General features: G+C 69.0%; 23 protein-coding genes. 9 read left to right on the top strand and 14 right to left on the bottom strand.

Annotation, left to right across the window (positions count from 1 at the left end; all coding sequences use genetic code 11):
- Positions 1–231 precede the first annotated feature (231 nt).
- Complete coding sequence (locus tag N8I86_RS37245) at positions 232–1074, top strand: hypothetical protein (RefSeq protein ID WP_263279937.1); 843 nt, start codon at positions 232–234, stop codon at positions 1072–1074.
- Between the two features lie 293 nt (positions 1075–1367).
- Positions 1368–2168, top strand: coding sequence for a hypothetical protein (locus N8I86_RS37250; protein WP_073898545.1), 801 nt, complete (start codon positions 1368–1370; stop codon positions 2166–2168).
- Between the two features lie 440 nt (positions 2169–2608).
- Here N8I86_RS37250 and N8I86_RS37255 read toward each other — a convergent pair whose 3' ends face one another.
- The 8 genes from N8I86_RS37255 to N8I86_RS37290 form a co-directional block, all read right to left on the bottom strand.
- Positions 2609–3055 carry a MerR family transcriptional regulator gene (locus N8I86_RS37255; protein ID WP_263279938.1) on the bottom strand — a complete coding sequence of 149 codons (447 nt, stop codon included), beginning with the start codon at positions 3053–3055 and terminating at the stop codon, positions 2609–2611.
- Positions 3052–3384, bottom strand: coding sequence for a hypothetical protein (locus N8I86_RS37260; protein ID WP_263279939.1), 333 nt, complete (start codon positions 3382–3384; stop codon positions 3052–3054). The genes N8I86_RS37255 and N8I86_RS37260 overlap by 4 nt, the downstream gene beginning before the upstream one ends.
- 95 nt (positions 3385–3479) lie before the next feature.
- Positions 3480–3965 carry a DUF427 domain-containing protein gene (locus N8I86_RS37265; RefSeq protein ID WP_263279940.1) on the bottom strand — a complete coding sequence of 162 codons (486 nt, stop codon included), beginning with the start codon at positions 3963–3965 and terminating at the stop codon, positions 3480–3482.
- Positions 3966–4170: 205 nt separating this feature from the next.
- Positions 4171–5088 carry a GlxA family transcriptional regulator gene (locus N8I86_RS37270; protein WP_263279941.1) on the bottom strand — a complete coding sequence of 306 codons (918 nt, stop codon included), beginning with the start codon at positions 5086–5088 and terminating at the stop codon, positions 4171–4173.
- 10 nt (positions 5089–5098) lie between these two features.
- The gene (locus tag N8I86_RS37275) at positions 5099–5698 is read right to left on the bottom strand and encodes an isochorismatase family protein (protein WP_263279942.1); all 600 of its coding nucleotides are present in this window, start codon (positions 5696–5698) and stop codon (positions 5099–5101) included.
- Between the two features lie 276 nt (positions 5699–5974).
- Positions 5975–6211, bottom strand: a complete 237-nt coding sequence (locus N8I86_RS37280; RefSeq protein WP_263279943.1) for a hypothetical protein — start codon at positions 6209–6211, stop codon at positions 5975–5977.
- An 871-nt stretch (positions 6212–7082) separates the two neighbouring features.
- Positions 7083–7442, bottom strand: a complete 360-nt coding sequence (locus N8I86_RS37285) for a DoxX family protein (protein WP_073898555.1) — start codon at positions 7440–7442, stop codon at positions 7083–7085.
- A gap of 172 nt (positions 7443–7614) precedes the next feature.
- Positions 7615–8109 (bottom strand): cupin domain-containing protein, encoded by a 495-nt coding sequence (locus N8I86_RS37290; RefSeq protein WP_263279944.1) that lies wholly within the window; start codon positions 8107–8109, stop codon positions 7615–7617.
- An 81-nt stretch (positions 8110–8190) separates the two neighbouring features.
- Here N8I86_RS37290 and N8I86_RS37295 point away from each other — a divergent pair, with 81 nt between their 5' ends.
- From N8I86_RS37295 to N8I86_RS37310, 4 genes are all read left to right on the top strand, one after another.
- Entirely contained in the window at positions 8191–9042 is an 852-nt protein-coding gene (locus N8I86_RS37295; RefSeq protein WP_263279945.1) for a LysR family transcriptional regulator, read from the top strand.
- 27 nt (positions 9043–9069) lie between these two features.
- Positions 9070–9645 (top strand): RNA polymerase sigma factor, encoded by a 576-nt coding sequence (locus tag N8I86_RS37300; RefSeq protein WP_263279946.1) that lies wholly within the window; start codon positions 9070–9072, stop codon positions 9643–9645.
- On the top strand, positions 9638–10621 hold the full coding sequence (locus N8I86_RS37305) for a CU044_5270 family protein (protein ID WP_263279947.1): 984 nt from the start codon (positions 9638–9640) through the stop codon (positions 10619–10621). The genes N8I86_RS37300 and N8I86_RS37305 overlap by 8 nt, the downstream gene beginning before the upstream one ends.
- A 118-nt stretch (positions 10622–10739) precedes the next feature.
- On the top strand, positions 10740–11477 hold the full coding sequence (locus N8I86_RS37310; protein ID WP_073898562.1) for a flavodoxin family protein: 738 nt from the start codon (positions 10740–10742) through the stop codon (positions 11475–11477).
- A gap of 145 nt (positions 11478–11622) precedes the next feature.
- Here N8I86_RS37310 and N8I86_RS37315 read toward each other — a convergent pair whose 3' ends face one another.
- The 4 genes from N8I86_RS37315 to N8I86_RS37335 all read right to left on the bottom strand — a co-directional run bounded on the left by N8I86_RS37315 (position 11623) and on the right by N8I86_RS37335 (position 16299).
- Positions 11623–12387 (bottom strand): hypothetical protein, encoded by a 765-nt coding sequence (locus N8I86_RS37315; RefSeq protein WP_263279948.1) that lies wholly within the window; start codon positions 12385–12387, stop codon positions 11623–11625.
- Between the two features lie 601 nt (positions 12388–12988).
- Positions 12989–13474, bottom strand: coding sequence for a VOC family protein (locus N8I86_RS37325; protein WP_079192685.1), 486 nt, complete (start codon positions 13472–13474; stop codon positions 12989–12991).
- A 683-nt stretch (positions 13475–14157) separates the two neighbouring features.
- Complete coding sequence (locus N8I86_RS37330; protein ID WP_263279949.1) at positions 14158–14757, bottom strand: DinB family protein; 600 nt, start codon at positions 14755–14757, stop codon at positions 14158–14160.
- Positions 14758–14898: 141 nt separating this feature from the next.
- Complete coding sequence (locus N8I86_RS37335; protein ID WP_263279950.1) at positions 14899–16299, bottom strand: MFS transporter; 1401 nt, start codon at positions 16297–16299, stop codon at positions 14899–14901.
- A gap of 1369 nt (positions 16300–17668) precedes the next feature.
- Here N8I86_RS37335 and N8I86_RS37345 point away from each other — a divergent pair.
- On the top strand, positions 17669–18265 hold the full coding sequence (locus N8I86_RS37345; protein WP_263279951.1) for a cadmium resistance transporter: 597 nt from the start codon (positions 17669–17671) through the stop codon (positions 18263–18265).
- 16 nt (positions 18266–18281) lie between these two features.
- Here the strand turns inward: N8I86_RS37345 and N8I86_RS39530 are convergent, their stop codons facing one another.
- Entirely contained in the window at positions 18282–18716 is a 435-nt protein-coding gene (locus N8I86_RS39530) for a hypothetical protein (RefSeq protein ID WP_404830861.1), read from the bottom strand.
- A 140-nt stretch (positions 18717–18856) separates the two neighbouring features.
- Between N8I86_RS39530 and N8I86_RS37355 the strand changes: the two genes are divergently transcribed.
- The gene (locus N8I86_RS37355) at positions 18857–19522 is read left to right on the top strand and encodes a nitroreductase (protein WP_263279952.1); all 666 of its coding nucleotides are present in this window, start codon (positions 18857–18859) and stop codon (positions 19520–19522) included.
- A 218-nt stretch (positions 19523–19740) separates the two neighbouring features.
- Positions 19741–21315: an amino acid permease gene (locus N8I86_RS37360; protein ID WP_263279953.1), complete on the top strand. Its 1575-nt coding sequence runs from the start codon at positions 19741–19743 to the stop codon at positions 21313–21315.
- A 23-nt stretch (positions 21316–21338) separates the two neighbouring features.
- Here the strand turns inward: N8I86_RS37360 and N8I86_RS37365 are convergent, their stop codons facing one another.
- Entirely contained in the window at positions 21339–22025 is a 687-nt protein-coding gene (locus tag N8I86_RS37365; RefSeq protein WP_263279954.1) for a TetR/AcrR family transcriptional regulator, read from the bottom strand.
- Between the last annotated feature and the right edge of the window lie 2 nt (positions 22026–22027).

Genomic DNA, 22027 nt, shown 5'->3' on the forward strand with positions numbered 1-22027 from the left:
GATCTCAGGCGCTCCTGGCGACACCGAACGTCAGCCGCCGGACCGTGACGGGTTGGGGGAGCACCCATGGGTAACTGTGTTCACGGGACTCACCTCCAACGACGACTTCACGATCCACTGCGAAGGTAGCAGCGGGGCTTCCCCGTGCTCAAACCCTTTTCCGTGCTCCCCTGTTTGAGCTCTCCGGGGCCCCGGCCGCCCGCTGCACGCCGCCCGCTAGCATTCCGTCGCATGACGAAGCGGGGGTGGCGGCCGGGTGCCGTGGCGGCGGTGGCGATGCTGGCGGCGATCTGTGCCTCTGGTCCAGAACGCCAGGGGGCCGTCCGGACCGCGTCGGACCTGGGCGTTCTCCCGTCCGCTCGATACGACTACACGCCGCAGGACTACCAGCGATCACAGCGGGCGTCGGCGTTGCTGACCCGGCAGTGCATGGCGGAACACGGCCACCCGGACTTCCCGCTCGATCCTCGCTACCCCACCGACCCCGTCGTTGCCACCATGGTCAGCACCGACTTCGGCGCCCTCGACCTCGCGGCCGCCCGCCGCTGGGGCTACGGCTGGGACCCGGCGAAGCCCGTGGTCCCGAGGCCGAAGGGGCGCCGGATGACCAGCGCCGAGTATGCGGACCTGCCCGCCTGCAACGCCCAGGCGAACCGGCGGCTGATGCGCGGCATCGACCTCAAGCGGGACTGGCTCTACGCAAGCACGCGGGCGATCGAAGTCGACAAAGCGCTCAAGCGCGACCCACGCCTCCACGCGGCCTGGGACGAGTGGTCCCGCTGTGTGGCAGAACAAGGATTCACCCGCTATCCCGACCCCATCGCGGCGTACACGGACGACGCCTGGCAGCGGGGCGGCGACGGCAACACCCGGCACACGCAGCGGGAGCGGGCCACCGCCGTCGCGGACGTCACGTGCAAGCGCCGCCTCCACACCGCGGAACGCTGGCACTCCCTGTGGGCGCAGAAGCAGACCGTGGACATCACACGGCACCGCGACCGTTACGCCGCTGGACTGAAGGCACTGTGTACGTACCGGGCCAACATCGCCGAGGTGCTGAAGAAGCTCGGCTGACACAAGCGCCGACGCCTCTTGGTGAGTTCGTGGGCGTAGTCAGCGAGCGCCGGCCGACAGTCGGCGGCTGCCCAGGGCTATCTGATCACGGTGTGGTGTCTGGTGCAGGCGTGCCAACCGCGCTGACAAGGACCGCGCGTGAGGAGGAAAACCGGCGCGCGAGGCTACGGTGAGAGAACGAGGTATCCCCGCATCTCGTCGTGGTTCGGAAGAATCTGTACGATGCGTGCGCCCATGGGCTCTTGGCGGGAGACGACCCGCCACAGGCCCTTCTTCTCACCGTGGGGATGCATATGCGCATACGCGCTTCGGTCACCGTCCTGTCCGGCGCCCTGGTTCTCTCTTCGGCTCTGGTGGTTCCCGCCACTGCGCAGGCCCACGCGGGACCTACGACCGATGACGACACGACGATCACCAAGGTCGTCGTCAACGGCGGCAAGGACATCGTCCTCGGCACCTCCGCCAAGAAGTCGTTCACCGCCACGGTGACCGCGGCCGATCCGGACGGCATCGCCGGAGGCTGGGTCGCCCTGTGGCACGGCACCTCCTTCGATGAACAGGACAGGGACGGCGTCCTGCTGCCCGCCGAGGAGGGATCGGGCCTGTGCGTGGCGGCCGACGCTCAGACGTCGACATGCACAGTCCACTTCACCGTGGACCCGAAGTCCGACATGACCAAGAACTCCTACGCGGGCACCTGGCACGCGTACGCCATCGCGTACGGCCGCCCGAGCGGTTCCGTCAGCGACGGATACGCCGGCTCCGTGCACATCAAGCGCAACACCACGCTGACGGCGGACGCCTCGCCCGAGCCGGTGGCCCACGGCCGGACCATCACGGTCAAGGGCACGCTCACCCGCGCCAATTGGGAGACCCATAAGTACGCGGGTCTGAGCAACGTGTCGGTCAAGCTCCAGTTCCGCAAGTCGGGCACCAGCACCTACAAGACCCTCAAGACCGTCACCAGTGGCTCCGGCGGCGCGGTGAAGGCCACCACGACCGCGACGAGCGACGGGTACTACCGCTTCTCCTACGCAGGTACCTCGGCCACCGATGCCGCGACGTCGGCCAGCGACTTCGTCAACGTCCAGTAGGAACCCGGGGACCCGCTTCCGGAGCCATGGACAGTGTCGCGTCGGACCTCGCCGCCGAGATCGGTCCAGGCCTCTCGGATGCGGGGTCCCGTCGCGTACGAATGTCGATGCCCCCCGGTCGTCCCGGGCGGTTCATACCGACCTGGATACCGCCGCCCTCCTGCCCGACCCTGTCCGACTCTCCTGATGCCGCGCAGCCGCACCCGTCTTCACCGGACGGCTTCGGCCCGCAGGAGCAGGGGCTGCGGCGCCGGCCGAGCCACCAAATCCCCGTGGCGAGCACGGCGAGGACGACGGCGACCGCAGGCAGCCAGCCCACCACCACTCCCACGCCCGCTCCGACCACGCCCGCCGCGATCAGGCCCGGCAATGCGCAGCACGCAACGCAGGCCAGAGCGGCCAGGCCGCCCAGGGCCTTCGGTGCCCGGTGGGGGCGAGAGTCAGCAGCAGGGTCCGGCATGACGGTTCTCCTCGGCGAGGTCGGTGAAGGGGATGGGACAGCGGGAACTTCCGGCGCAGACAGTCAGGTCGTCGCACCCTGCTTCGACGGCCGCAGCCAGGGCGGCCCGGATGGTGGTGAGGTCGGCGATCTTCGCGTCGACCTCGGCGATCTTCGCCTGCGCACGCTCCTGGAGCCCCGCGACAGGACGGCCGTGCCGGTGGCGGCCGGCCTCCAGTAGCTCGGCGACCTCCTCCAGCGTGAACCCGAGCCGCTGCGCGGCCTTGATCACCCGCAGCGCCGTCACCGCCTCCTCGCCGTAGAGGCGGTGGCCCCCGTTACTGCGTTCAGGCTCGGCCAGCAGCCCGCGCCGTTCGTAGTAGCGGAGGGTCTGGATGTTCACCCCGGCCGCCTCGGCGACCTGCCCGCTGCGCAACCCGGCGCTCACCGCTGCTCCCCGGCGCCGGTCCGCACAGCCAAGGCCTGGAGGACCGCGACGTGCTCCTGGGCCACCGCGATGTCCAGACCGATCCGGTTGTCTTCCGAAATGACGGTGAAGGCGAAGAACGAGCAGCAGCCGCCCTCCCGCTCCGCCAGGTCCCGCACCCGCTCCTCGATGCCGGGCCCGCCGGCCAGGTCCAGGTGCAGTCGCAGCGGTCCGCGTCGCGACAGCGAGGTCAGCCGCTCGGCGAACAGCTCGTCCCACTCGGCCACTCGCAGGGGCCGTTCCTCGGTGGGCAGCGTGCAGGACTGCGGCACCCACGCCAGATCGCTCATCGTGCTCACTCCCGTCGTCCTGTCCCCAGAAGGGGACGCCTCCGACGGTAGACCTGTACCTAGGTACCGTTTGCAACTGCCGGTCCGGCTGGTTCTCACCAGAAGCGAGTGCCTTGCCCTCCCTTGAAGGGCCCTCGCACCTCGCCGGTGATCCATCCGCCGTAGAAGTCGCCTTCCTGAGCCCGCACCGCTTCCCCCGCGACGGTGCACGAGTCGACGCGGCTCGGGTAGAACGCGAAGCGCCCGGCGAGGACGCCGTACGGGGCACGGGGCTGCGGGTAGCTCCACAATGCCCGAGCACGAACCTCGTCCGCCAGACAGAGGTCCCAGTAAACGGCCGTCCCCTTCCATTCGCACAGGGTCCGCCCGGAAGCAGCCTGCAGCAGATCCGTACGCACGTCAGCGGCGGGGATGTAGAAGACAGGCGGATGGCTGGTCTCCAGCACCCGTACCGCTCGAACGGTGTCAGCCACCCTCTCGCCCGAGCACTCGACGGTGACACGTCGGTCGTCCTCCTGGATCGCGGGCGGGCGCGGGTAGTCCCAGACGGACTCGGAGGGCCGCGAACGCGGACTGGACATGTTGCCACCTCGGCATCGTGCAGGCAGGCGCCGCCCTCGGGGATGTCCCGGCAGCCGGCGGAGGCGACTGGCCGGCCAGCTGTTGCCTCTACTTCCGATGGTGGCAGGACGACGGTTGCACGGCTGCGAAAAGGAGGCGGGGTACGGCGCACGACACCCGGGCGGTGACCGGCACGACTGTGCCCCTTCTCCGCGGGCGGCGCGGCTACAGGTCGGCTTTCGCGGCTCGCAGTCGGCGCAGCATGCGCGGGTCCTCGAAGCCGACCGCACGGGCGGCAGCAGTGACCGTTGCGCCGTGACTGATCAGGTGCTCGGCACGTTCGAGACGGAGGGCCTGCTGATAGCGCAGGGGAGTGAGGCCGTCGGTGGCCCGGGTGAAGAGCCGGGTGAGGGTCCGCTCGCTCACGCCGACGGCCATCGCCAGCGCGGGCAGCCGCAGCGGCTGATCGAAGCGGGCGTCGAGAAGGTCCTGGACCCGGTGCACCGTGTCGTCGAGGTGGGACCGATACCGCAGCATGGCGCTGGCCTGCGGTTCGTGACCGTTGCGCCGTGCGTAGACGACCATGTCCCGGGCCACTTTGGCGGCTACGGCGGGACCGTGCCAGGTGGCGATCAGGTGCAGTGCCAGGTCGATGCCGCTGGCGATGCCGGCCGAGGTGACCACCCGGTCGTCAGCGGTGTACAGGACATCGCGGACGACCATTGCTTCGGGGTAGCGGCGGGCGAGTTCGTCCTGCACGTCGTGGTGGGTGGTGCAGCGTCGGCCGTCGAGCAGCCCGGCTCGGCCGAGCGCTTCGGCTCCCGCGCAGACGCTGGCAACGGTCCCGCCGCGCGCATGGTGGTCCCGGAGCAATTGCAGGGTGGCCGCCCCGATAGCAGGGCTGTCGGCCAGGGCGAGCGCCCGCCAGCCCGGCACCACGATCAGGTCCTCGGGGCCGAGGTCGGGCCAGTCGACCCGGGCCACCAGAGGCAGGGCCTGAGCCGTGGGGATCAGCGGCTGCTCGCCGACATAGCTGATGGTGTGGGGGTGCCCGAAGTCGGCTGCCGTGGAGAAGGCCTGCGCGGGGCCTGCCAGGTCAAGCAGGTGGACTCCGGGCACCAGGAGAAAGACAATGTGGCTCACGATCCGGTCATCATGCCCGAGATTCGCCCGCCGCCTCCAGTTGTCCGACGGTGGCGATGGTGGCAAAGCGACCGGCGAGGGCGTACTCGGTGCGCCTGATGATCTCCTCGGCGCTGAGGGTGCGGGGGTCCGACAGCAGTTCGGCGACGCTCTGACCGGCAGGAGCATCAGGGTGCGCAAGGGGGTTGGTCGCGGTGGCATCGGTGACGAAGGTGACCTGGTAGCCGAAGTCACTCGCCACGCGGGTGGTGGTCTCCACACACTGCTCGGTGCGGATCCCGCAGACGGTGAGCTCGCGGACGCCACGCTCGGTGAGAAGCTGCTGCAGGTTGGTGGTGGTGAACGCGTTGTGCGAAGTCTTGTGGATCAACGGTTCCGTGTCGTGGCGCTGCAGCTCCTCCATCAGCCGGACGTGGCCGAGTGCAGGATCGAAGACATCGCCGCTGCCGGGCTCGGAATGCAGCACCCACACGATCAGGTCGCCGGCCTCGCGTGCGAGCCGGGCCAGTCGGTTCACCTGGTCGGCGATCTTCGGGTTGGAGATGGTCTCCCACAGCGGGCGGGCGCGGAAGGACTCCTGGACATCGATGACGATCAGTGCTCGGGTCATGCCCCAAGCCTGACCGGCAGAGCCGGGCGGGAACAGGCCTCATCGGGTCCGGGTGCGGACGGATCTGGTCACCGCCGGGAAGCCGCCGTACCAGGCAGTGGCCCCGGCGGCACCCCAGCCCCTTTTTCGGCGGCGCAGGGGCGCGCTGACGCGGGTGCTCCACCGCGACTGATCACGCCTCCCGCGCCCGGACGGCTGTCGAAGCGCTGCTGGTATCGGAGGAAGGGGTGCCCGAGCTGGGGCCCCGGTGCGCGTGCGCGGCCAGGGCCCAGGCTTTCAGAGGAAGACGCGCGCCACCTCCAGCCACTTCCGAGCATCTTCGCCGGTCGCCGTCAGGTCGGTCTCGGACCAGGGGCGACGTCGGGTGACACACAGGCAGAAGTCGTCGGCGCCGCCCTCTACCCGTTGCGCGGCATCCTCGGGGCCCCATGCCCAGATCCGTCCGTCAGGTGCCGTCAGCTCGATACGGAAGGGGGCCGCCGGCTCAGCCAGTCCGACGGCGGCGAAGGACAACGCCCGTCCAGGCGAAGGGGCGTCATCAGGGCCGGCGTCACCTCCGACATGTACCAGGGGAATGCGTGGTCCCACGACGTGTCGCGAAGTGCTGCCGCCAGTTCCGCTCGACCGGCCCGCCACTCGTCAAGGAGCGCCGACCGCGACAGGGTCGCCCCATCGCGCTGACCAGGGCGTCGAGTTCGTCGCCCTCAGCCACCAGCGCGGACAGGACACCGGCGTCGTCTACGTCGGGCACGGCGAGGTTGTAGTTCACCATGGGCGCCATGGTGCCGCTCCTTCCTGACCGATTGGTCGAGACGAATTGATGCGGGCAGCCTGATGTGAGCCGTGAGCCGACCGTGGACGCGCCAACTCCGTCTGTTTCACTGCTTCCTGGGCCCGCGATGCATTGGCTGTTCATGAGAAGTGGCTCTGGCTCAACTTCTGTGACGCGACCCCATGAGCCGGATTGATCATGAACGTTCGGGGACAGGCGAGAAAGGGACCAGCCGAAGGGGACAGGAGGACCTCATGCAAGGTGGCATGACGCCGCTGAGGAATCGCTACCTCGCTGCGTGCTTTATCGTCTTCATGTACCTGCTAGTTGGCGCCCTGTTGGCCGGCTTGCTCGCTGCGGCGCTCTCGCCCAGCGGCGTGTGGGCAGGAGCGGCAGCTCTCATGGGCGGGGCCCTTGGGGCCGGCTTCGGCGTGTGGCGTCTCCGAGGGACACCCAAGGATGAACGCGCCCACGACCACATCTACTAGGCACCGGGCCATCGCTGAACGTGCGCCCGTGTCACACAACTCGTGCCGGAACCTGAGAAATGACAGTGGCTGTGCGGACGACCGGACCTGTAGCCGTATCGACCCGGTCGAGGACTGCGCCTGATCACAGCCGGGTGGCCAGCCAGACGGTTGCGGCCGCGGTAACGGTGAGCCCGGCGTTCAGTGCGATCCGGCGGTCTCCGCCCATCAGGTGGACGGTGATCGCTCCGATCTGCAGGAGTACGAAGCCGATGGCCGCCGTCGGCGCCACAAACAAGGCGATGCCGGTCAGTGGCGGCAGGATCAGACCGGTCGCACCGAGGATTTCAACCGTCCCCAGCGCCCTGACGGCAGGCAAGGGTATGTGGTCGACCCAGGCCATCATCGGCCGGAGTTGATCGCGGCTGCGGATCACCTTCAGTGTGCCTGCGTAGGCGTAGAAGATGGCGAGCAGTCCGGCGACGATCCAGTAGGCGATGTTCATGGTTCCCGTTCATGGGCCACCGGTTCGTGGGGCCCGGTTGTTTGCTTCGATCACCAGAGGAGCAATGGCGGCGGCTGGGTCCGTCGTCTGGGGGACGCGGACTTCGAAGGCGGCAGCGCCACCGCCCCGCCGGTGGATAGAAAGGTGGCCAGTTGGTGTAGTGCAGTCGGTTTCAGGCATGGCCGGTGGCGGGCTCGGTCGCGTAGCGGCTCATGGCGTCGATGTTGGCCTGTGGCGTCAGCGGCCGGCCGCCGGCGAGTACTTCCTGGAGGTCCCGGAAGTACTGCACGTACAGGTCGGGGGTGAAGGTGCTGAGTATGACGGCCGGTTGGTCGGTCAGGTTGGCGAAGGTATGGGGGGTGCCGGGCGGAACCATCACCAGTGTGCCCGTGGCGGCGACGTAGTCCTCGTCCCCGACGGTGAACCGTACGGTGCCCGACAGGACGTAGAAGCCCTCGTCGTGTCGGCCGTGGCGGTGCTGCGGCGGTCCTTCGGTGTGCGGGGCGAGGACGGACTCGGCGATCGCGAGGCGATGCCCGGTATGGCTGCCGTCCTCCAGAATCCGCATGCGCGTAGGCCCCAGAGCGATCATCTCGCCCTCGCCGGGACGCACCACCGTCACGGCGAGGTCGGCCTGCGGCTCACTGGTCTTCGCTTCTTCGGTCATGCCCTCGAGTGCACAGCCGGGGGCCTGCCGTTGTCCAAGACCCATCCCGCGGTGCCGATACCTCGTGGGTATCGTTGCAGCGTGGAGCTACGGACCTTGCGCTACTTCGTGGCGGTCGCCGAGGAACTTCACTTCGGCAGGGCCGCCGCCCGGCTGCATATGAGTCAGCCGCCGCTGAGCCGGGCGATCAAGCAGTTGGAGGCCGACATCGGTGCCCTGCTCTTCGCCCGCTCGCCCACCGGCGTCACGCTCACTGCGGTGGGAGCGGTGCTGCTCGACGAGGCGCGGGCTCTGCTCGACCATGCCGACCGCGTCCGTGTCCGCGTGAGTGCGGCGGCCGGCTTGGCGACCCTCACCGTCGGGATCCTGGGTGACGGCACCGACCCGGGTGTGGGCAGGCTGGCCGCCACCTACCGCCGGAACCATCCCGGCATCGACATCCGCGTTCGCGACACCGATCTGACCGATCCGACGTGCGGGTTGCGTGCCGGACTGGTCGACGTCGCGCTGACCAGGGCGCCGTTCGACGAGAGGACCCTGACGGTACGTGTGCTGCGGACCGATCCGGTGGGCGTGGTCCTGCGCGCCGACGATCCGCTGGCCCGCCGCGCCGAGCTGCGGCTGCCCGAGCTGAGTGACCGCCGCTGGTTCCAGTTCCCGCAGGGCACCGACCCCGTCTGGCAGTCGTACTGGAACGGTGGCAGGCCACGCGAGGGCCCGGTGGTGCGCGCCGTTCAGGAATGCCTGCAGGCCGTGCTGTGGAACGGCACGGTCGGCCTGGCCCCGCTCGGACACGACCTGCCCGGGGAACTGGCGGTGGTACCGCTGATCGACATGCCGCCGAGCCGAGTGGTGGCGGTGTGGAACGAGGGTGATGCCAACCCGTTGATCCGCCCGTTCGTCGAGAGCGCGACCACCGCGTACCGTCGCTGAGGGCCGGCGACGGGGCGCTGCCAGTTCATGTGCGCCTCCCCTTCGTGCCCTAGCGACACCGCACCCAGGCCTTCCGCGATCAAGGGTGGCCGCAGCGCCCGCGTCTTCATCACGAGAAACTTGTGGGCAAGGCCTCGCTTGGACGGCGCTCATGCTGTCGATGACGTCGTGGCGGAGGTGTTCCTGACCGCCTGGCGGCGGTTGGAGGAGATACCTCGCGGTGCCGTGCTGCCGTGGCTGTACGCGACCGCACGGCGCTTGCTGGCCAATGTCCGACGGGCCGATCAGAGGCGGGGGAATCTCGCTGAGGCCGTCGCCCGGAACGGCCGGCAGTACGCCGATGACCCGGCCGACGGGGTGGCGGGGAGCCTGGCGGTGGCCGCCGCCTTCGACGCCTTGGGGGAGAGGGACAAGGAGCTCCTGCGGCTGGCCCTGTGGGAAGAGCTGCCTGCCCGCCAGGCGGCGAAGGTCCTCGGCTGCACCACGGCCACCTTTCACGTACGGCTGCACCGCGCCCGCACCCGACTGCGCCACCACCTCACCACCACCGGCACGACCCCCGCGCCGCGGGCCCTGACGACTCTCGGGAGAGCCGATGCATGACATCGACCAGACCCTGCGCAGCCTGAACCCCGTGCGGACGGGCAACGAAGCCGCCCAGGCCCAGCTCGACGGAATTCTGGCCGGCCCCCGGCGGACCGTACGTGGGCCCCAGCGGAGCCGGTGGGCATGGACGGTCACTGCGGCCGCGGTCACCGCGGGCGTGATCGGCTACGTCGTCGTGGACCCCTTCGGTGTCGCCGTACAGCCGGCCCTGGCAGCCACCCCCGCACCGCTGCACCCGCGGCACGCGGACCGGCAGGCCGCCGATGTGCTGGAGGAGATCGCCGGGCGCATCGCCGGCCAGGCGGACCCGCGGCCGAAGTCCTGGAAGAGCGAGCACTTCATCCGCGACGACTGGGCCCTGTCGACCCGGTTCGACAACGTCCAGGTCACCTCGGCGGTCATTCCGGAGCGACGCGAGACCTGGGAGAGGCACGACGGGTCATCCCGCTGGAAGTCCATGTCCCTGCCGCCTCAGTTCCAGGACGGGCGACAGCGCGACATCTGGGAGAAGGCCGGCTCGGTCGGCAAGGAGCCGGTCCGCTCCGCCGGCACCAGCGGCCCGGACGCCGTCGGCGCCGGCGAACCCCCCACGACGGTCGAGGGCATGCGCACCTGGCTGGCCGACGGGCAGAAAATGGGACCCGGCCTGTTGTACGAGGTGCTTCCCGAGCGCTTCCAGGACCACGTCTTCTCATCCGCCCAACGAGCCGCCGTGCTGCGCATTCTGGCTTCCATGGACGGCATCGTCTACGCGGGAACAGTGGAGGACCGGGCCGGGCGCACCGGAGAGGCGTTCTCCCTGACCGACCGGTTCGACGGACTGCCCAACAAGCGGACACTCGTCTTCGACCCGGCCACGGGAAATCTGCTCGCCTACGAGGAGCAGATCCTGGACGACACAGGGAGGCTCAACGTCCGCCCCCACTCGGTGATCGAATACAGCACGTTCATCAGGGCCGAACGGCTTCCGTGACAGAAGCCGCGGAGCCATTTGGAGGTGCTGCGGTAGCGCCTGCCCGGTGGGCAGAAGAGGCTGGAGCGGGAAGAACGTGCCGTACGCCGTGCGGCGGCCGGGCCGCTGGGAGGATTGCATGACCGCTTCGTCGCCCGCCACTGATACACCGCCGGCCAGCTACGGCGACCTGAGGGCTCTGGTGATCAACTGCACGTTGAAGCCCTCGCCCGAGCCGAGCAACACGCAGGGGCTCATCGATCGCAGCACGGCCGTCATGAGCGGTCAAGGAGTGCACGTCGACGTCGTGCGCGCGGCGGACCACGACATCGCAACCGGCGTGTGGCCGGACATGAGGGAGCACGGCCGGCAAACGGATGCCTGGCCGGATCTGTACCGGCAGGTGATGGCGGCCGACATCCTCGTGCTGGCCGGTCCCATCTGGCTGGGCGACAACAGCTCCGTGATGAAGCGGGTCATCGAGCGGCTTTACGCCTGCTCCAGCCTGCTCAACGAGGCCGGACAGTACGCCTACTACGGCCGTGTCGGCGGCTGCCTGATCACTGGTAACGAGGACGGCGTAAAACACTGCGCCATGAATGTCCTCTACAGCCTGCAGCACCTGGGTTACACCATCCCGCCGCAGGCGGACGCCGGCTGGATCGGCGAAGCGGGCCCCGGTCCGTCGTACCTCGACCCCGGATCGGGCGGCCCGGAGAACGACTTCACCAACCGCAACACCACCTTCATGACCTGGAACCTGCTCCATCTTGCGCGGGCGCTGAAGGATCTTGGAGGCATTCCGGCGTACGGTAACCAGCGCTCCGCCTGGGACGCCGGCTGCCGCCATGACCAAGAGAACCCCGAGCATCGATAGCAGGATGCCGATGACAAGGGGCGGACGACAAGCGGGATGGCTCACGGGGTATCTCTACGCCGCACTCGCCACACGCTGGTGGCCCGCTCCTTCTGGTTGGTCACGTCTACTGTGACCAGCAACTACCCAACCGAGACCAGGGAACTCACTTCACTACGACGTGGTCCCCGGCCGAAGTCGACGGCGCGGTGGTCGTGTTGCCGAAGTACACCCAGCGCCACGTGCCCGTCTTGGATGCCTTCACGGTCGTCCTGAGATCACCCGAACCGTTCGCGTACACCTTTTTCACCGTGGTGTAGGAGGAGGCATCGGTTGGCTTGAACTGCAGGCTCACCAGGCGGCCTTCGTAGGAGGCGTACTTCTTGGTCTCCCAGTTGGCCCGCGTGACCTTTCCGGTCACGGTGATGGTCCCGCCCTTGGATACCGGCTCGGGCGAGGCGTTCACGGTCAGGCGGGAACTGCGCTCGACGTAGACGGTGAGATCTTCACCATCAGTGTCACCGCCGCCGCCCTGGAAGGAGACCTCGGCCGCGACCTTCCAGGCTCCGGCCTCGTTGTTGTGCATGTCCCACACGCTCGGGTCGAAGTACATCGTCTCGTTGAAGTCGCACACGCCCGAGCTCACCTTGATGCAGTCGCTCGTCTCGATGGCGTGCCACAGTCGATCACCCGTACCGCTGCGGTAAAGGAACACCGCCGGCCACTTCCACTTGTGGGTGGTCGCCATCCGGAAGGAAGTCGGCACTGCGACCTCCTTCGACGCCCCGATCACGATGGGCTTGCCGCCGTTCACCTGGACACGGGTGAACGAGACCCCTCCCTCAGCCGCCCCGGCCGGCACTGCGGCCACGCCCGTGAACAGAACCGCCGCCCCACCGGCCACAGCAGCTCTCCAGACCTTCTTCCCCACCTGATCCCCGATCTCTGTAGCGAATGTCGCCGGGGACTCATCCTCCGGCGCCTCTCAGACAGCCGGGATCCACGCGGGGTTGTACGCAGGTGGATCACGATCGGGCGTCAGACGATCTTTGTCTCGTACGAGGTGACGGACCCGGCACCGGAGGGGTGCGACGAACCCTGGTCGAATGAGGGGCAGTGGCGCTGGCGCTGGCCAACCGGCATCGCGGGGACTGCTTCCGAACGCCAACGGACTGTCCGGGCTGGATGAGCACCAGGTCCGCCGCCGCCCCGCGTTGGCCTGCTGGGTCACCCTCGCCGATGCCAGCCCACGCCATCCTCGCCGTCGAGCACACACCTGCCTGTGCCGGCCGGCCTGATCCCGCTGACCTGCGACGCGATCCGCCGCCTGTTCATCACGCACGCCGTCCGACCCCTCTACGACGTGGATCACCGGCCGAAATGATCCCGCTGGCGGCGTCGCCATCGGGCCCGATCTCGGGCCGGCCAGTACTGGTGGCGGGCAGCCCCGACGTGATCGAGCGGTTCAGTGTGCGAGTTCCCGCAGGTACGACGCTCGGTCTTAGAGCCGGATAGCGCGCGCAGGGGCCCAGTCACCCGGCGGCGGCCAGGCGGCGCTGGAGCTCTTCCTGCGAGACGTCTTCCACGTGTGTCAGAAAGACCCATATGTGACCGGAAGGGTCCTTGAGGATGACGGTGCGGTCACCGTGGAACATGTTCTTCGGCGGCTGGATGATCTCGGCGCCGGCGGCTTCTGCGCTCTCCGCCAGGCTGTCGACGTCCGGCACGAAGACATGCAGCGTGACGGACGTACCGCCGCCGAGCGAGGTCGGCGCGGCGAAAGAGGCAGCCTCCGCCTCGCTCACGCTGGCGTCGCCCAGCATCAGGGTCGATCGTCCGATGGTGATCTCGGCGTGCAGGATGCCGCCGCCCGGAGCGTCGATCCTGAAATCCTCACGGGCGCCGAACGCCCGCTGGTAGAAGTCGATCGCCGCGGCGGCGTCGTCGACCATGATGTGCGGGATCACGGCATAGCGGTAGCGGTCGGGAATGTCGATGTGGGCTGCGTGCTCGGTCACGGTGAACTCCTTGCAAGACGCCGCTGGTGGGTTCCTGCGGCTCTGGAAGGAAACCTAGAAGCTCAAGTTTGGTTGAGGTCAAGCATCGCCGGGCTGCGCGACGCGTCCGACGAGCCGGCTCTCGCACGGCCAGTGAAGGTGTTCGGGGGACAAGTGTGGTTTGTCCGTGCGGAGTTCGACGGGACGGCGCCGCCGTTGTCCCAAGCAGGCCGGACGGCGGGGGATGCCGAGGATGAGCGGCATGAGGGCGAGGTTGTCGTGCATGTTCCCGCCGGACACGGCGACGACTGACGGGATGCCCTGGTATCGGAAAGCACGTGCGGCTTGCTGCCCTTTTCGCCGCGATCCGAGGTCAGATCAACCTCACCCCGGGTCCCGGATTTTTCCTGCAACCGTCCGGCGGCCGACGCCCAAGACCGGCCGCGGTCCATCTCGTGCAGCGGCGATGCGCGGTCGTGGGTGACGTGCCGAACGTCGGCGACAGACGGCGCCAGGCGCAGTCGCTGGTCAGCCCGTACACCGCTGCCGTGAAGGCGGCCTGCTCGTCACGCGGAGCGGGCTCCAACCTCGCAGGCGAGCAGCGGACGGCGGGAGCAACGGGGGGCCGGCCAACAGAGTTCATCAGGCCAAGACGCTTCGATAGGTCAGCACCCACGGCCGGCTCATGCCGCTCGAACCGTAAGTCACCCGGGGCATTCTTCAACCCCTGACCGTGCGGCCGATCTGGCGGCCTGCTCGATCTTCGCGCAGTAGGCTGCACGGGCTTCCTGGTCGATCCGCTGCTCGTGTTCGGCGCGCAGCCCGGTCCGGCCGTCGAGGCCCTCGCGAAGGATGTCGGCGTGTCCGGCGTGCCGGACGGACTCGCTGAGGACATGGAGCATGATGGCGAACAGGTTCGTGTTGGGATAGGGCTCCGGCCACCACGGCACGTGGCCGGGGGCGTCGAGGGGAAGCTCGTTGATCGTCGCGTCCGAGTATTCCCACGTACGCCGGTAGGACTCGATGATCTGATCGCGTGTCTCGTCCTCGGTCGCCCACAGATCGCTGCCGTCGTGGTCCTCCCAGCGGGGCAGCGGCTCCGGGGAAGGGCGGTCGAAGACCTCGCCGAAGTACCTGGCCTCGACGCCGGCCACGTGTTTGACCAGGCCGAGGAGGTTGGTCCCGGTTGCCGTCAAAGGTCGGCGGACGTCGTATTCGGACAGCCCGTCGAGTTTCCAGAGAAGCGCCTTGCGGTCCCTCCGCAGTCTCCCGTGCAGGTTGTGCTTCGCGAATTCATCGATCATGCGGCACGAGCCTGCCATGGGCTGCTCGTGGTCTCAAGATCCCGTAGTGGTCCGTAACGACTGGCAAGGCCGAAGCCGGGCCATGGTCCTGACCTGCTACAAGAAGCTCGCGCACCTTGCCGCGTGAGACAACTCCGTAGGTCATCGGCGAGGGCGGGCCAGTGCCGCGGGCGCGGTCAGCAGGACGGCCGCGGCGGGCAGGATTGCGGTGATGCGGAGGACCGTGTCGATTCCACTGGCGTCGGCCGCGGATCCACCCACGCTGTGATGCAGCGTTTCCAGAGCGGTGGCGGCCAGGGCGGTGGCCACAGCGGCACCGAGGTACTTGAAGGCGGTGGTCACACTTGCCACCGCTCCCGCCTCCTCGGCAGAGGAACGCTGCTGGATCAAGATATTAGTCAGGCCGCCGCTCAGACCGACACCGATTCCGCACACGGCCAGCGCGAGGGCGTACGGGCCGGGGAACGGAACCGTGGTTGTCGCCACGAGACCGATGGCTGCGGCTGCCAGAGCGGCACTGAGCAGAACGTGTGAGCCTCGTCGGGCAACCAGGCGCCCTGCGACATAGGTGGCCGCCGCATTGGGGAGCGAGAAGCACAGCAAGAGGCTTCCCGTCAGGAACGCGGACAGGCCGCGGCCGGCTTGGAGGTACCACATGGCCAGCGTGGACAGCATGACGAATCCGATGACGGAGGTCGCCCCGCTGAGCGTCAGGATGTGCAACCGCCGGTCCTGATACAGGTTGCGGCTGAACATGGCCGAGGACTCGCGGCTTTCCAGCCAGACGAACCCCGCCAGCAGCCATACTCCGCACGCGACACACAGGAAGGTAGCCAGTGACGTCCACCCCCACGTCGAGCCGCGGTCCGCTGCGACGGTCAGGGCTACGGCACCGCCCATGATGCAGGCCCCGTTGAGAACCGGTGGCCTCCGGGCCGTCGCCATCGGATTGCTCGACGGAACCACGAAGTGGTAGATCAACACGACCGAGGCCAACCCGACCGGCACGGTCATGAAGAACACCGAACGCCATCCGAACAAGTGGACCGACAGCCCGCCGACGAACGGTGCCAGGGCTGCCGCACTGCTCGCCGTCGCCATCACGACGCCCAGCCCGATGTCACGCCGGCGCCCGGTGAATCCGCCGACCGTCATCGCGACTGCGCCTGGCACCACGAAGCCACCGGCCAGACCCTGCAACGCCCGGCCCGCAATCAGCAGGGCCAGAGAATCTGCGAACGCGCAGATCAGTGAGCCCACCATGAAGAGCACCAAGGCGTAGACGGTCGTCCGGCGCCGCCCGAAAGCGTCGACGACCCAGCCGGCGACCGGCATTACACCGCCGAAGGCCAGCGTGAAGGCGCTGATCAACCACTGCAGATCTGTCGGGGACCGCTGCAGGTCGTGAGCGATCCCTGGGATCGCGACGTTCACGGCCAGCCAGTCGAGCTCGACCACCAGCGAGGCCAGGGCAGCGGCCAGCAGGGCGAGCCGTTCCCGGACGTCGAATGCTCGCTCCTTCGTGTCGCCCGCGCCCCACATCTGGTGTGTCCTCCGCCCGTCCCCACATGGTGCCCGGAGCAGTTCAGCACACTCTGCAGGCCGAATCGGCGCGGCACGCGTGGTAGCGCCGGCGCGAACGCCTGCGGATCCGTCACGAAGTACGCGCCGATCTCCATCTCGGTCTGACGTCGTTCTGAGCCGGTCGGACGGGGGAGGTGGACCTTGGTGCCCGAGGTCGTGAAGGCTCACCGGATGGATCACACTTTCGATGCTCCTCCAGCTGACCCAGAGCTCCTTGACTGGGCTGTCGCTTGACCATGCATGCCCGGCAGGTGTCCGCGCAGGGCTCTTCGGGGCCGAGCTACCGCTGTGGCGGGCGGCCAGGAGGATCAGCGTGCATATGCATAACGCAAGTGCGGCGGATCAAAGACGCAGGTAGCAGTTATCAGACGCGTCTGGGGCGGGCGCGGACTCCGGCCCGGTGCGCATAGGCGTTCTGTGTCGGCGCAGTATTCAGCCAGAGGGCGTCTTGCGGGGCTGCTGAAGCGTGTTGGGGCGGTTTGCCGGGGCTATACGCCTGTGCGCCCTCAAAGCCCTCTCCACGGTCCGGTCCGGCTGCCGCAGCGTCGTATGCATGGGGGATACCTGGGAAGCGTGCGTAGGACGTGGGGATGGCACGGACTGCCCGAACGGGGAGGACGAGGTACTGATCGACGGGATTCGTTGCGAGGAGTGCCTCCACTACTGGGAGTTGGATGCGACGGATCCGGAACGCCGACTGGTGACGGATGATGGGCTGACCCGACCGCACGGGGAACCACGGGAAGCCGGACCGGGAACCGCGGCGTGACGGGCGCCCCCTCGAAAGTCGTACTACCTGACGTGGATCATCGGCCATCCGCAGGCCGTCAATGCGTGCGCGCGAAGCCTGGACCTTCATGCGAGCGCTGAACGCGGCACGCGAACGGCTCGGACCCAACCACGGTCTCCCTCAACCGCGCGGTCGCCGTCGCCACGGTCCACGGTCCAGCCGCGGGACTGGACCTGATCACGGAACTGGCGGCAGACAACCGCACGGCCCACCACCACCGCCTACTCGCCACCCGTGGCCACCTCCTTGAACTCCTAGGCGAGCACGATGCCGCGGCGGCCTCCTGCCGCGAAGCCGTCCGCCGCACCACCTGTTCCACCGCATCAGCGGTAGGCGTAGCCAATTGCTGCTTACTCTGCAGATGTTCAGACGCCCAGGTGGCGTGGACGGTGGTGATCCTCAGTCCCCGGAAGAACCGAAGAACCCGAGCAAAGTCGTCTCCAGCTGGGCCGCTGCCCGTTCGTGCTGGGCCTGGCCGTCGGTGAGCCGGCGCACGGCCGGTAGGGTCCAGGGAGACCGAGCGGAGGGGCCGTACCTGTGAACCCGGGCATCGTGGGACAGGCGGCCGGCCTGTTCGCCGTCACCAACATCGACGACATCCTGATCCTGTCGTTGTTCTTCGCCCAGGGGCCCGGGCACCCCGGCGCCACACGCCGGGTGGTGCTGGGGCAGTACCTCGGCTTCGCCGCCATCCTCGCCGTGGCCGTCGCCGCAGCGTTCGGCGCGACCTTCCTGCCCGAGTCGGTCGTCCCCTACCTCGGCTTGCTGCCGCTGGCGCTGGGACTCAAGGCGACTTGGCAGGCCTGGAAGCACCGGGGGCACGAAGACGATGAGGAGGGGGCGAAGGAGGGCGGCCCGAAAGCGCTGGAGGTCGCCGCGGTCACCTTCGCCAACGGTGGGGACAACATCGGCGTCTACGTCCCCGTCTTCGCCACAGCCGGTGTGGGCGGCATGAGCGTGTACGCCGTCGTGTTCATGGTCCTCGTCGCCGTGTGGTGCTTCGCGGGTCGCTTCTTCGCCACGCGCCCCCTGGTCGCCAAGGCGCTCAGCCGGTGGGGTCACGTTCTGCTGCCGGCCGTCCTGATCGCCGTCGGCTTGCTCATCCTCATCGAGGGCGGCGCCTTCGGCCTGTGACGCCCGAGCCAGGCCGTCACACGCATCGTGGGTCGCACGAGACCTCCGCCGCTTCCTCGCCCGGACCGTGCACGCCGGAAGCTGCGCGCATCTGCCCAGGTGATGCGCCCGCGATGCCCCGTGTGGCTGCCCGCCACCGGCCATCCGCTCGCTCCCGCCGGCCATCCGCTCGCCCCCGCCCACGCGAACGGACCGCTATACGTGCGGAGACTGCTGAGAAGACGACGGCGAGGTCGCCTGCGGTGCTGGGCCGGCAGGTGTCCTGGAGGAGGATCTCGTCGTAGAACTCGGCGAGGCAGGCCCGGTCGGCCCAGTCGGGGTCGATCTCTGAGTCGAACAGCATCGCCGCTTGGAACGGCATTCGGTCGGGCCAGCCCCACCACCCGAAGCGCTCGGGCAGGTCCATCGACGGCGTCCCGGTGCGGTACTTGAACGCGATCGCATCGGTCACCTGCCGGTGATCACGCCACCGCCCACCCCGCTTCGGCGTAGGAAGCGGCCTGGGGCTGCGGTGAACGCGCTGCTCGCAGGCGCTCGTTGACGGCCGCTGACTACGGTGGGGGAGCGCCGGTGACGAGAGGACGCGAAGACGTGGACGTGTACGAGGCTGTGGACAGTCGCCGGGCCGTGCGGGCGTTCAGCGATGAGCCGGTGCCCAAAGAGGTGCTCGAGCGCGTGCTGACCGCTGCGATGCGCGCTCCGTCGAGCGGGAACCTTCAGCCGTGGCATCTGTACGTCGTGACAGGCGAGCCCTTGGCCGACCTGAAGAGGCGCACGACAGCCAGAGCAATGGCGAACGACCCCGGTGATGAGCGGGAGTATCCGATGTACCCCGAGCCACTGGCCCCACCGTATCGGGACCGCTTCTCCGCTGCCGCGGCGCAACGGTACGCAGTACTGGGGATCGAACCCGATGATCCCGACCGGCCGCAGAAGATCGCTGCCTTGAACTCGGCGGCGTTCGGGGCGCCGGTCGTCCTGTTCTGTTACCTCGACCGGACGATGGGGCCCGGACAGTGGGGTGATGCGGGGATGTACCTGCAGACGGTCATGCTGCTGCTGAGGGCGGAAGGGTTGCACAGCTGTCCCCAGGTGATGTGGACCATGTACCGGGAGACCGTCAGCCGAACGGTCGGAGCCGATGGCGAGCTCGTGCTGTACTGCGGACTGTCGGTGGGATTCGAGAAGGAAGGCGTGTCGAGGCTGCGTACCGGCCGGGCGGACATGGCGGAAACGGTGAGCTTCATCGGAGGGTGACCGCTGACGGTCGGAGGACGAACGCGAGCCTGCGGGCATCGAGGCGCCCTCCGTGCCCTGACCCGGTGCGGCGCTCGACAACCCCGGCGGGCAGTGACGCCGAGAGGACTCACTAACGGCGCAGACACGGTCGTGACACCCCGGGGAAACGGCGGGTCCCTAATTTCTGTCGCACGACAGGAATTTGCAGGATCACGCCTCCGCGACAGGGGACCGCCATGACCGTGACCACCGATCCCGCACCGCCACCGCCACCGCCTCCGTCCGCCGGCGCAGCCGACGACGGCACGCTCGCCGCATTCGGATACCGCCAGGAACTGCGGCGGCAGATGGGACGGTACGCGTCCTTCGCCGCCGGCTTCTCCTTCATCTCGGTCCTGACCACGGTCTTCCAGTTCTTCGCCTTCGGCTACTCCTTCGGCGGGCCGCTCTTCCTATGGACTTGGCCCGCCGTGCTCGCCGGCCAGCTGCTCGTGGCCGCCTGCTTCGCCGAACTCGCTGCCCGCTACCCCATCTCCGGGGCGGTCTACCAGTGGTCGACCCGGCTGAGCGGCCCCGCCTTCGGCTGGTTCACCGGCTGGATCATGGTGATCGGCCAGGTGGTCGTGGTCGCCGCTGCGGCACTCGCGCTTCAGGTCGTCCTGCCCGCGATCTGGTCCGGTTTCCAGCTCGCCGGCGGCGACCCGGCACCCACCACGGCGACCGGGGCGGCCAACGCCGCCCTGCTGGCCCTCCTCCTGCTGGTACTGACCACGGTCGTGAACGTCGTCGACAACCGCGTCATGTCCGCCATCAACCGAGTCGGCGTCACCGCCGAGATCATCGGCGCGGTCCTCATCGTCGTCCTGCTGTTCACCCACGTCGAGCGCGGCGCCGGCGTGACCCTGCGGACCGGCGGCCAGGGCGGGCCGGTGGCAGCGCTGCTGGTGGGCTCGTTCACCGCGGCCTACGTCCTCATCGGCTTCGACAGCGCGGGCGAGATGAGCGAGGAGACCCACAACCCCCGCCGGACCGCTCCGCGCACCATCCTCGGCGCGCTCGCCGTGGCAGGCGTACTGGGCGGCCTGCTGCTGCTCGGCGGTGTCCTGGCCGCGCCCAGTCTCACGGACGGCCGGCTGGCCACCGAGGGACTGGGCTACGTCCTCACCAGCAGTCTGGGCAGCGGTGTGGGAAGGGCGCTGCTCGCGGACGTCGCGGTCGCCGTCTGCGTGGCCACCCTGGCCATCCAGACCGCGGGCACGCGCATGCTGTTCTCCATGGCGCGCGACGGGATGCTGCCGCTGTCCGCACGGCTGTTCAAGGTCTCGCCTCGCACAGGCATGCCCTTCGCCCCGGCCCTCGTGGTCGGTGTCCTCGCAGCGGCGCTCACCCTGCTCAACCTCGCCTCCCCGGACGCGTTCCTCGCCATCGGCACCACGTGCATCGCGATGCTCTACCTCGCCTACGCCGGGGTCACAGCGCCGATGCTGGTCCGGCGGCTGAGGGGTCAGTGGCCGACCACGGACGCCGACGGCCGCGACGAGCTGGGCCGGCCGCTGTTCTCCCTGGGCCGCTGGGGTCTGCCGGTCAATGCCCTGGCGGTCGCGTACGGGCTGTTCATGACGGTCAATCTCTCCTGGCCCCGCGCCGGGGTGTACGACCCCGCGGGCGGCCACTGGTACTTCCAGTGGTTCACCGTCCTGTTCGTCGGCGCCACGGTCGCCGTCGGCGCGCTGTGCCGCCGTCGCGCGCCCGCCGCCACGCCGGCCGGGCAGCCGGACCGCACTGACGCGGCGGAGGCCGCAGCGGTCTGAGTGAGCCCGCGCCCCGGGCGCCGTCACCGCCACGCCGCGAGGAGCCGCTGCCCCTCGCGGCGCTGCCGTGCCAGGGAACGCTGCGGCACGCCCGCGACCCGCAGTGCCGCGTCGGCCGTCGCCGCGGCGAGCGCCCGCGCACCGCGGGCGGGGTCGGCGCGCCGGATGAGGATGACGCTCTCGGTGAGGCCGAAGACGAGGTCCGTGCGCAGGGCGAGCTCCTCCGCGGTCATGGCCGCGCCCGGCTCCGTGTCCTCCAGCAACTCCCCGTACGCTGCTTTCAGTTCGGCCCGGACCTGGTGGAAGACGGCGAAGCGCTCCGTCTGCGCCTCGGGGAGCAGGTAGAGGGCCCCCGGGTTGTGCGGGCCGCCGCACAGCAGCAGCACGTCGGAGTGGCACAGCGCCCACAACCGCGCCTCGGCGGCCGTCCCGGCACGGGTCACCAGCTCGCGCGCCATCTCCAGCGAGGGGCGGACGGTCCCTTCGAGCAGCGCGGCCAGGATCGCCTCCTTGCCGTCGAAGTAGTGGTAGAGCGACGCCTGGCGCAGACCGGCCCGCTCCGCGACCGCGCGGGTGGAGGTCGCGGTGTAGCCGTGCGCGGTGAACAGCTCGGCAGCGGCGGCCAGCACCTCCTCGCGGGGCGGGAGTCCACTGGCGGGACGCTCCTGGGCACGGGGACGACCGACTCTTCTGCTCGTGGGCGGGCTCACCC

It is taken from the genome of Streptomyces albidicamelliae (assembly GCF_025642175.1).
Lineage (GTDB): Bacteria > Actinomycetota > Actinomycetes > Streptomycetales > Streptomycetaceae > Streptomyces > Streptomyces albidocamelliae.

Excerpts from the sequence above, each read along its gene's own strand:
- N8I86_RS37245 (WP_263279937.1), top strand. The coding sequence starts at position 232 with ATGACGAAGCGGGGGTGGCGGCCGGGTGCCGTGGCGGCGGTGGCGATG.
- N8I86_RS37250 (WP_073898545.1), top strand. The coding sequence starts at position 1,368 with ATGCGCATACGCGCTTCGGTCACCGTCCTGTCCGGCGCCCTGGTTCTC.
- N8I86_RS37260 (WP_263279939.1), bottom strand. The coding sequence starts at position 3,384 with ATGAGCGATCTGGCGTGGGTGCCGCAGTCCTGCACGCTGCCCACCGAG.
- N8I86_RS37265 (WP_263279940.1), bottom strand. The coding sequence starts at position 3,965 with ATGTCCAGTCCGCGTTCGCGGCCCTCCGAGTCCGTCTGGGACTACCCG.
- N8I86_RS37275 (WP_263279942.1), bottom strand. The coding sequence starts at position 5,698 with ATGACCCGAGCACTGATCGTCATCGATGTCCAGGAGTCCTTCCGCGCC.
- N8I86_RS37285 (WP_073898555.1), bottom strand. The coding sequence starts at position 7,442 with ATGAACATCGCCTACTGGATCGTCGCCGGACTGCTCGCCATCTTCTAC.
- N8I86_RS37290 (WP_263279944.1), bottom strand. The coding sequence starts at position 8,109 with ATGACCGAAGAAGCGAAGACCAGTGAGCCGCAGGCCGACCTCGCCGTG.
- N8I86_RS37300 (WP_263279946.1), top strand. The coding sequence starts at position 9,070 with ATGTGCGCCTCCCCTTCGTGCCCTAGCGACACCGCACCCAGGCCTTCC.
- N8I86_RS37305 (WP_263279947.1), top strand. The coding sequence starts at position 9,638 with ATGCATGACATCGACCAGACCCTGCGCAGCCTGAACCCCGTGCGGACG.
- N8I86_RS37310 (WP_073898562.1), top strand. The coding sequence starts at position 10,740 with ATGACCGCTTCGTCGCCCGCCACTGATACACCGCCGGCCAGCTACGGC.
- N8I86_RS37330 (WP_263279949.1), bottom strand. The coding sequence starts at position 14,757 with ATGATCGATGAATTCGCGAAGCACAACCTGCACGGGAGACTGCGGAGG.
- N8I86_RS37335 (WP_263279950.1), bottom strand. The coding sequence starts at position 16,299 with ATGTGGGGCGCGGGCGACACGAAGGAGCGAGCATTCGACGTCCGGGAA.
- N8I86_RS37360 (WP_263279953.1), top strand. The coding sequence starts at position 19,741 with ATGACCGTGACCACCGATCCCGCACCGCCACCGCCACCGCCTCCGTCC.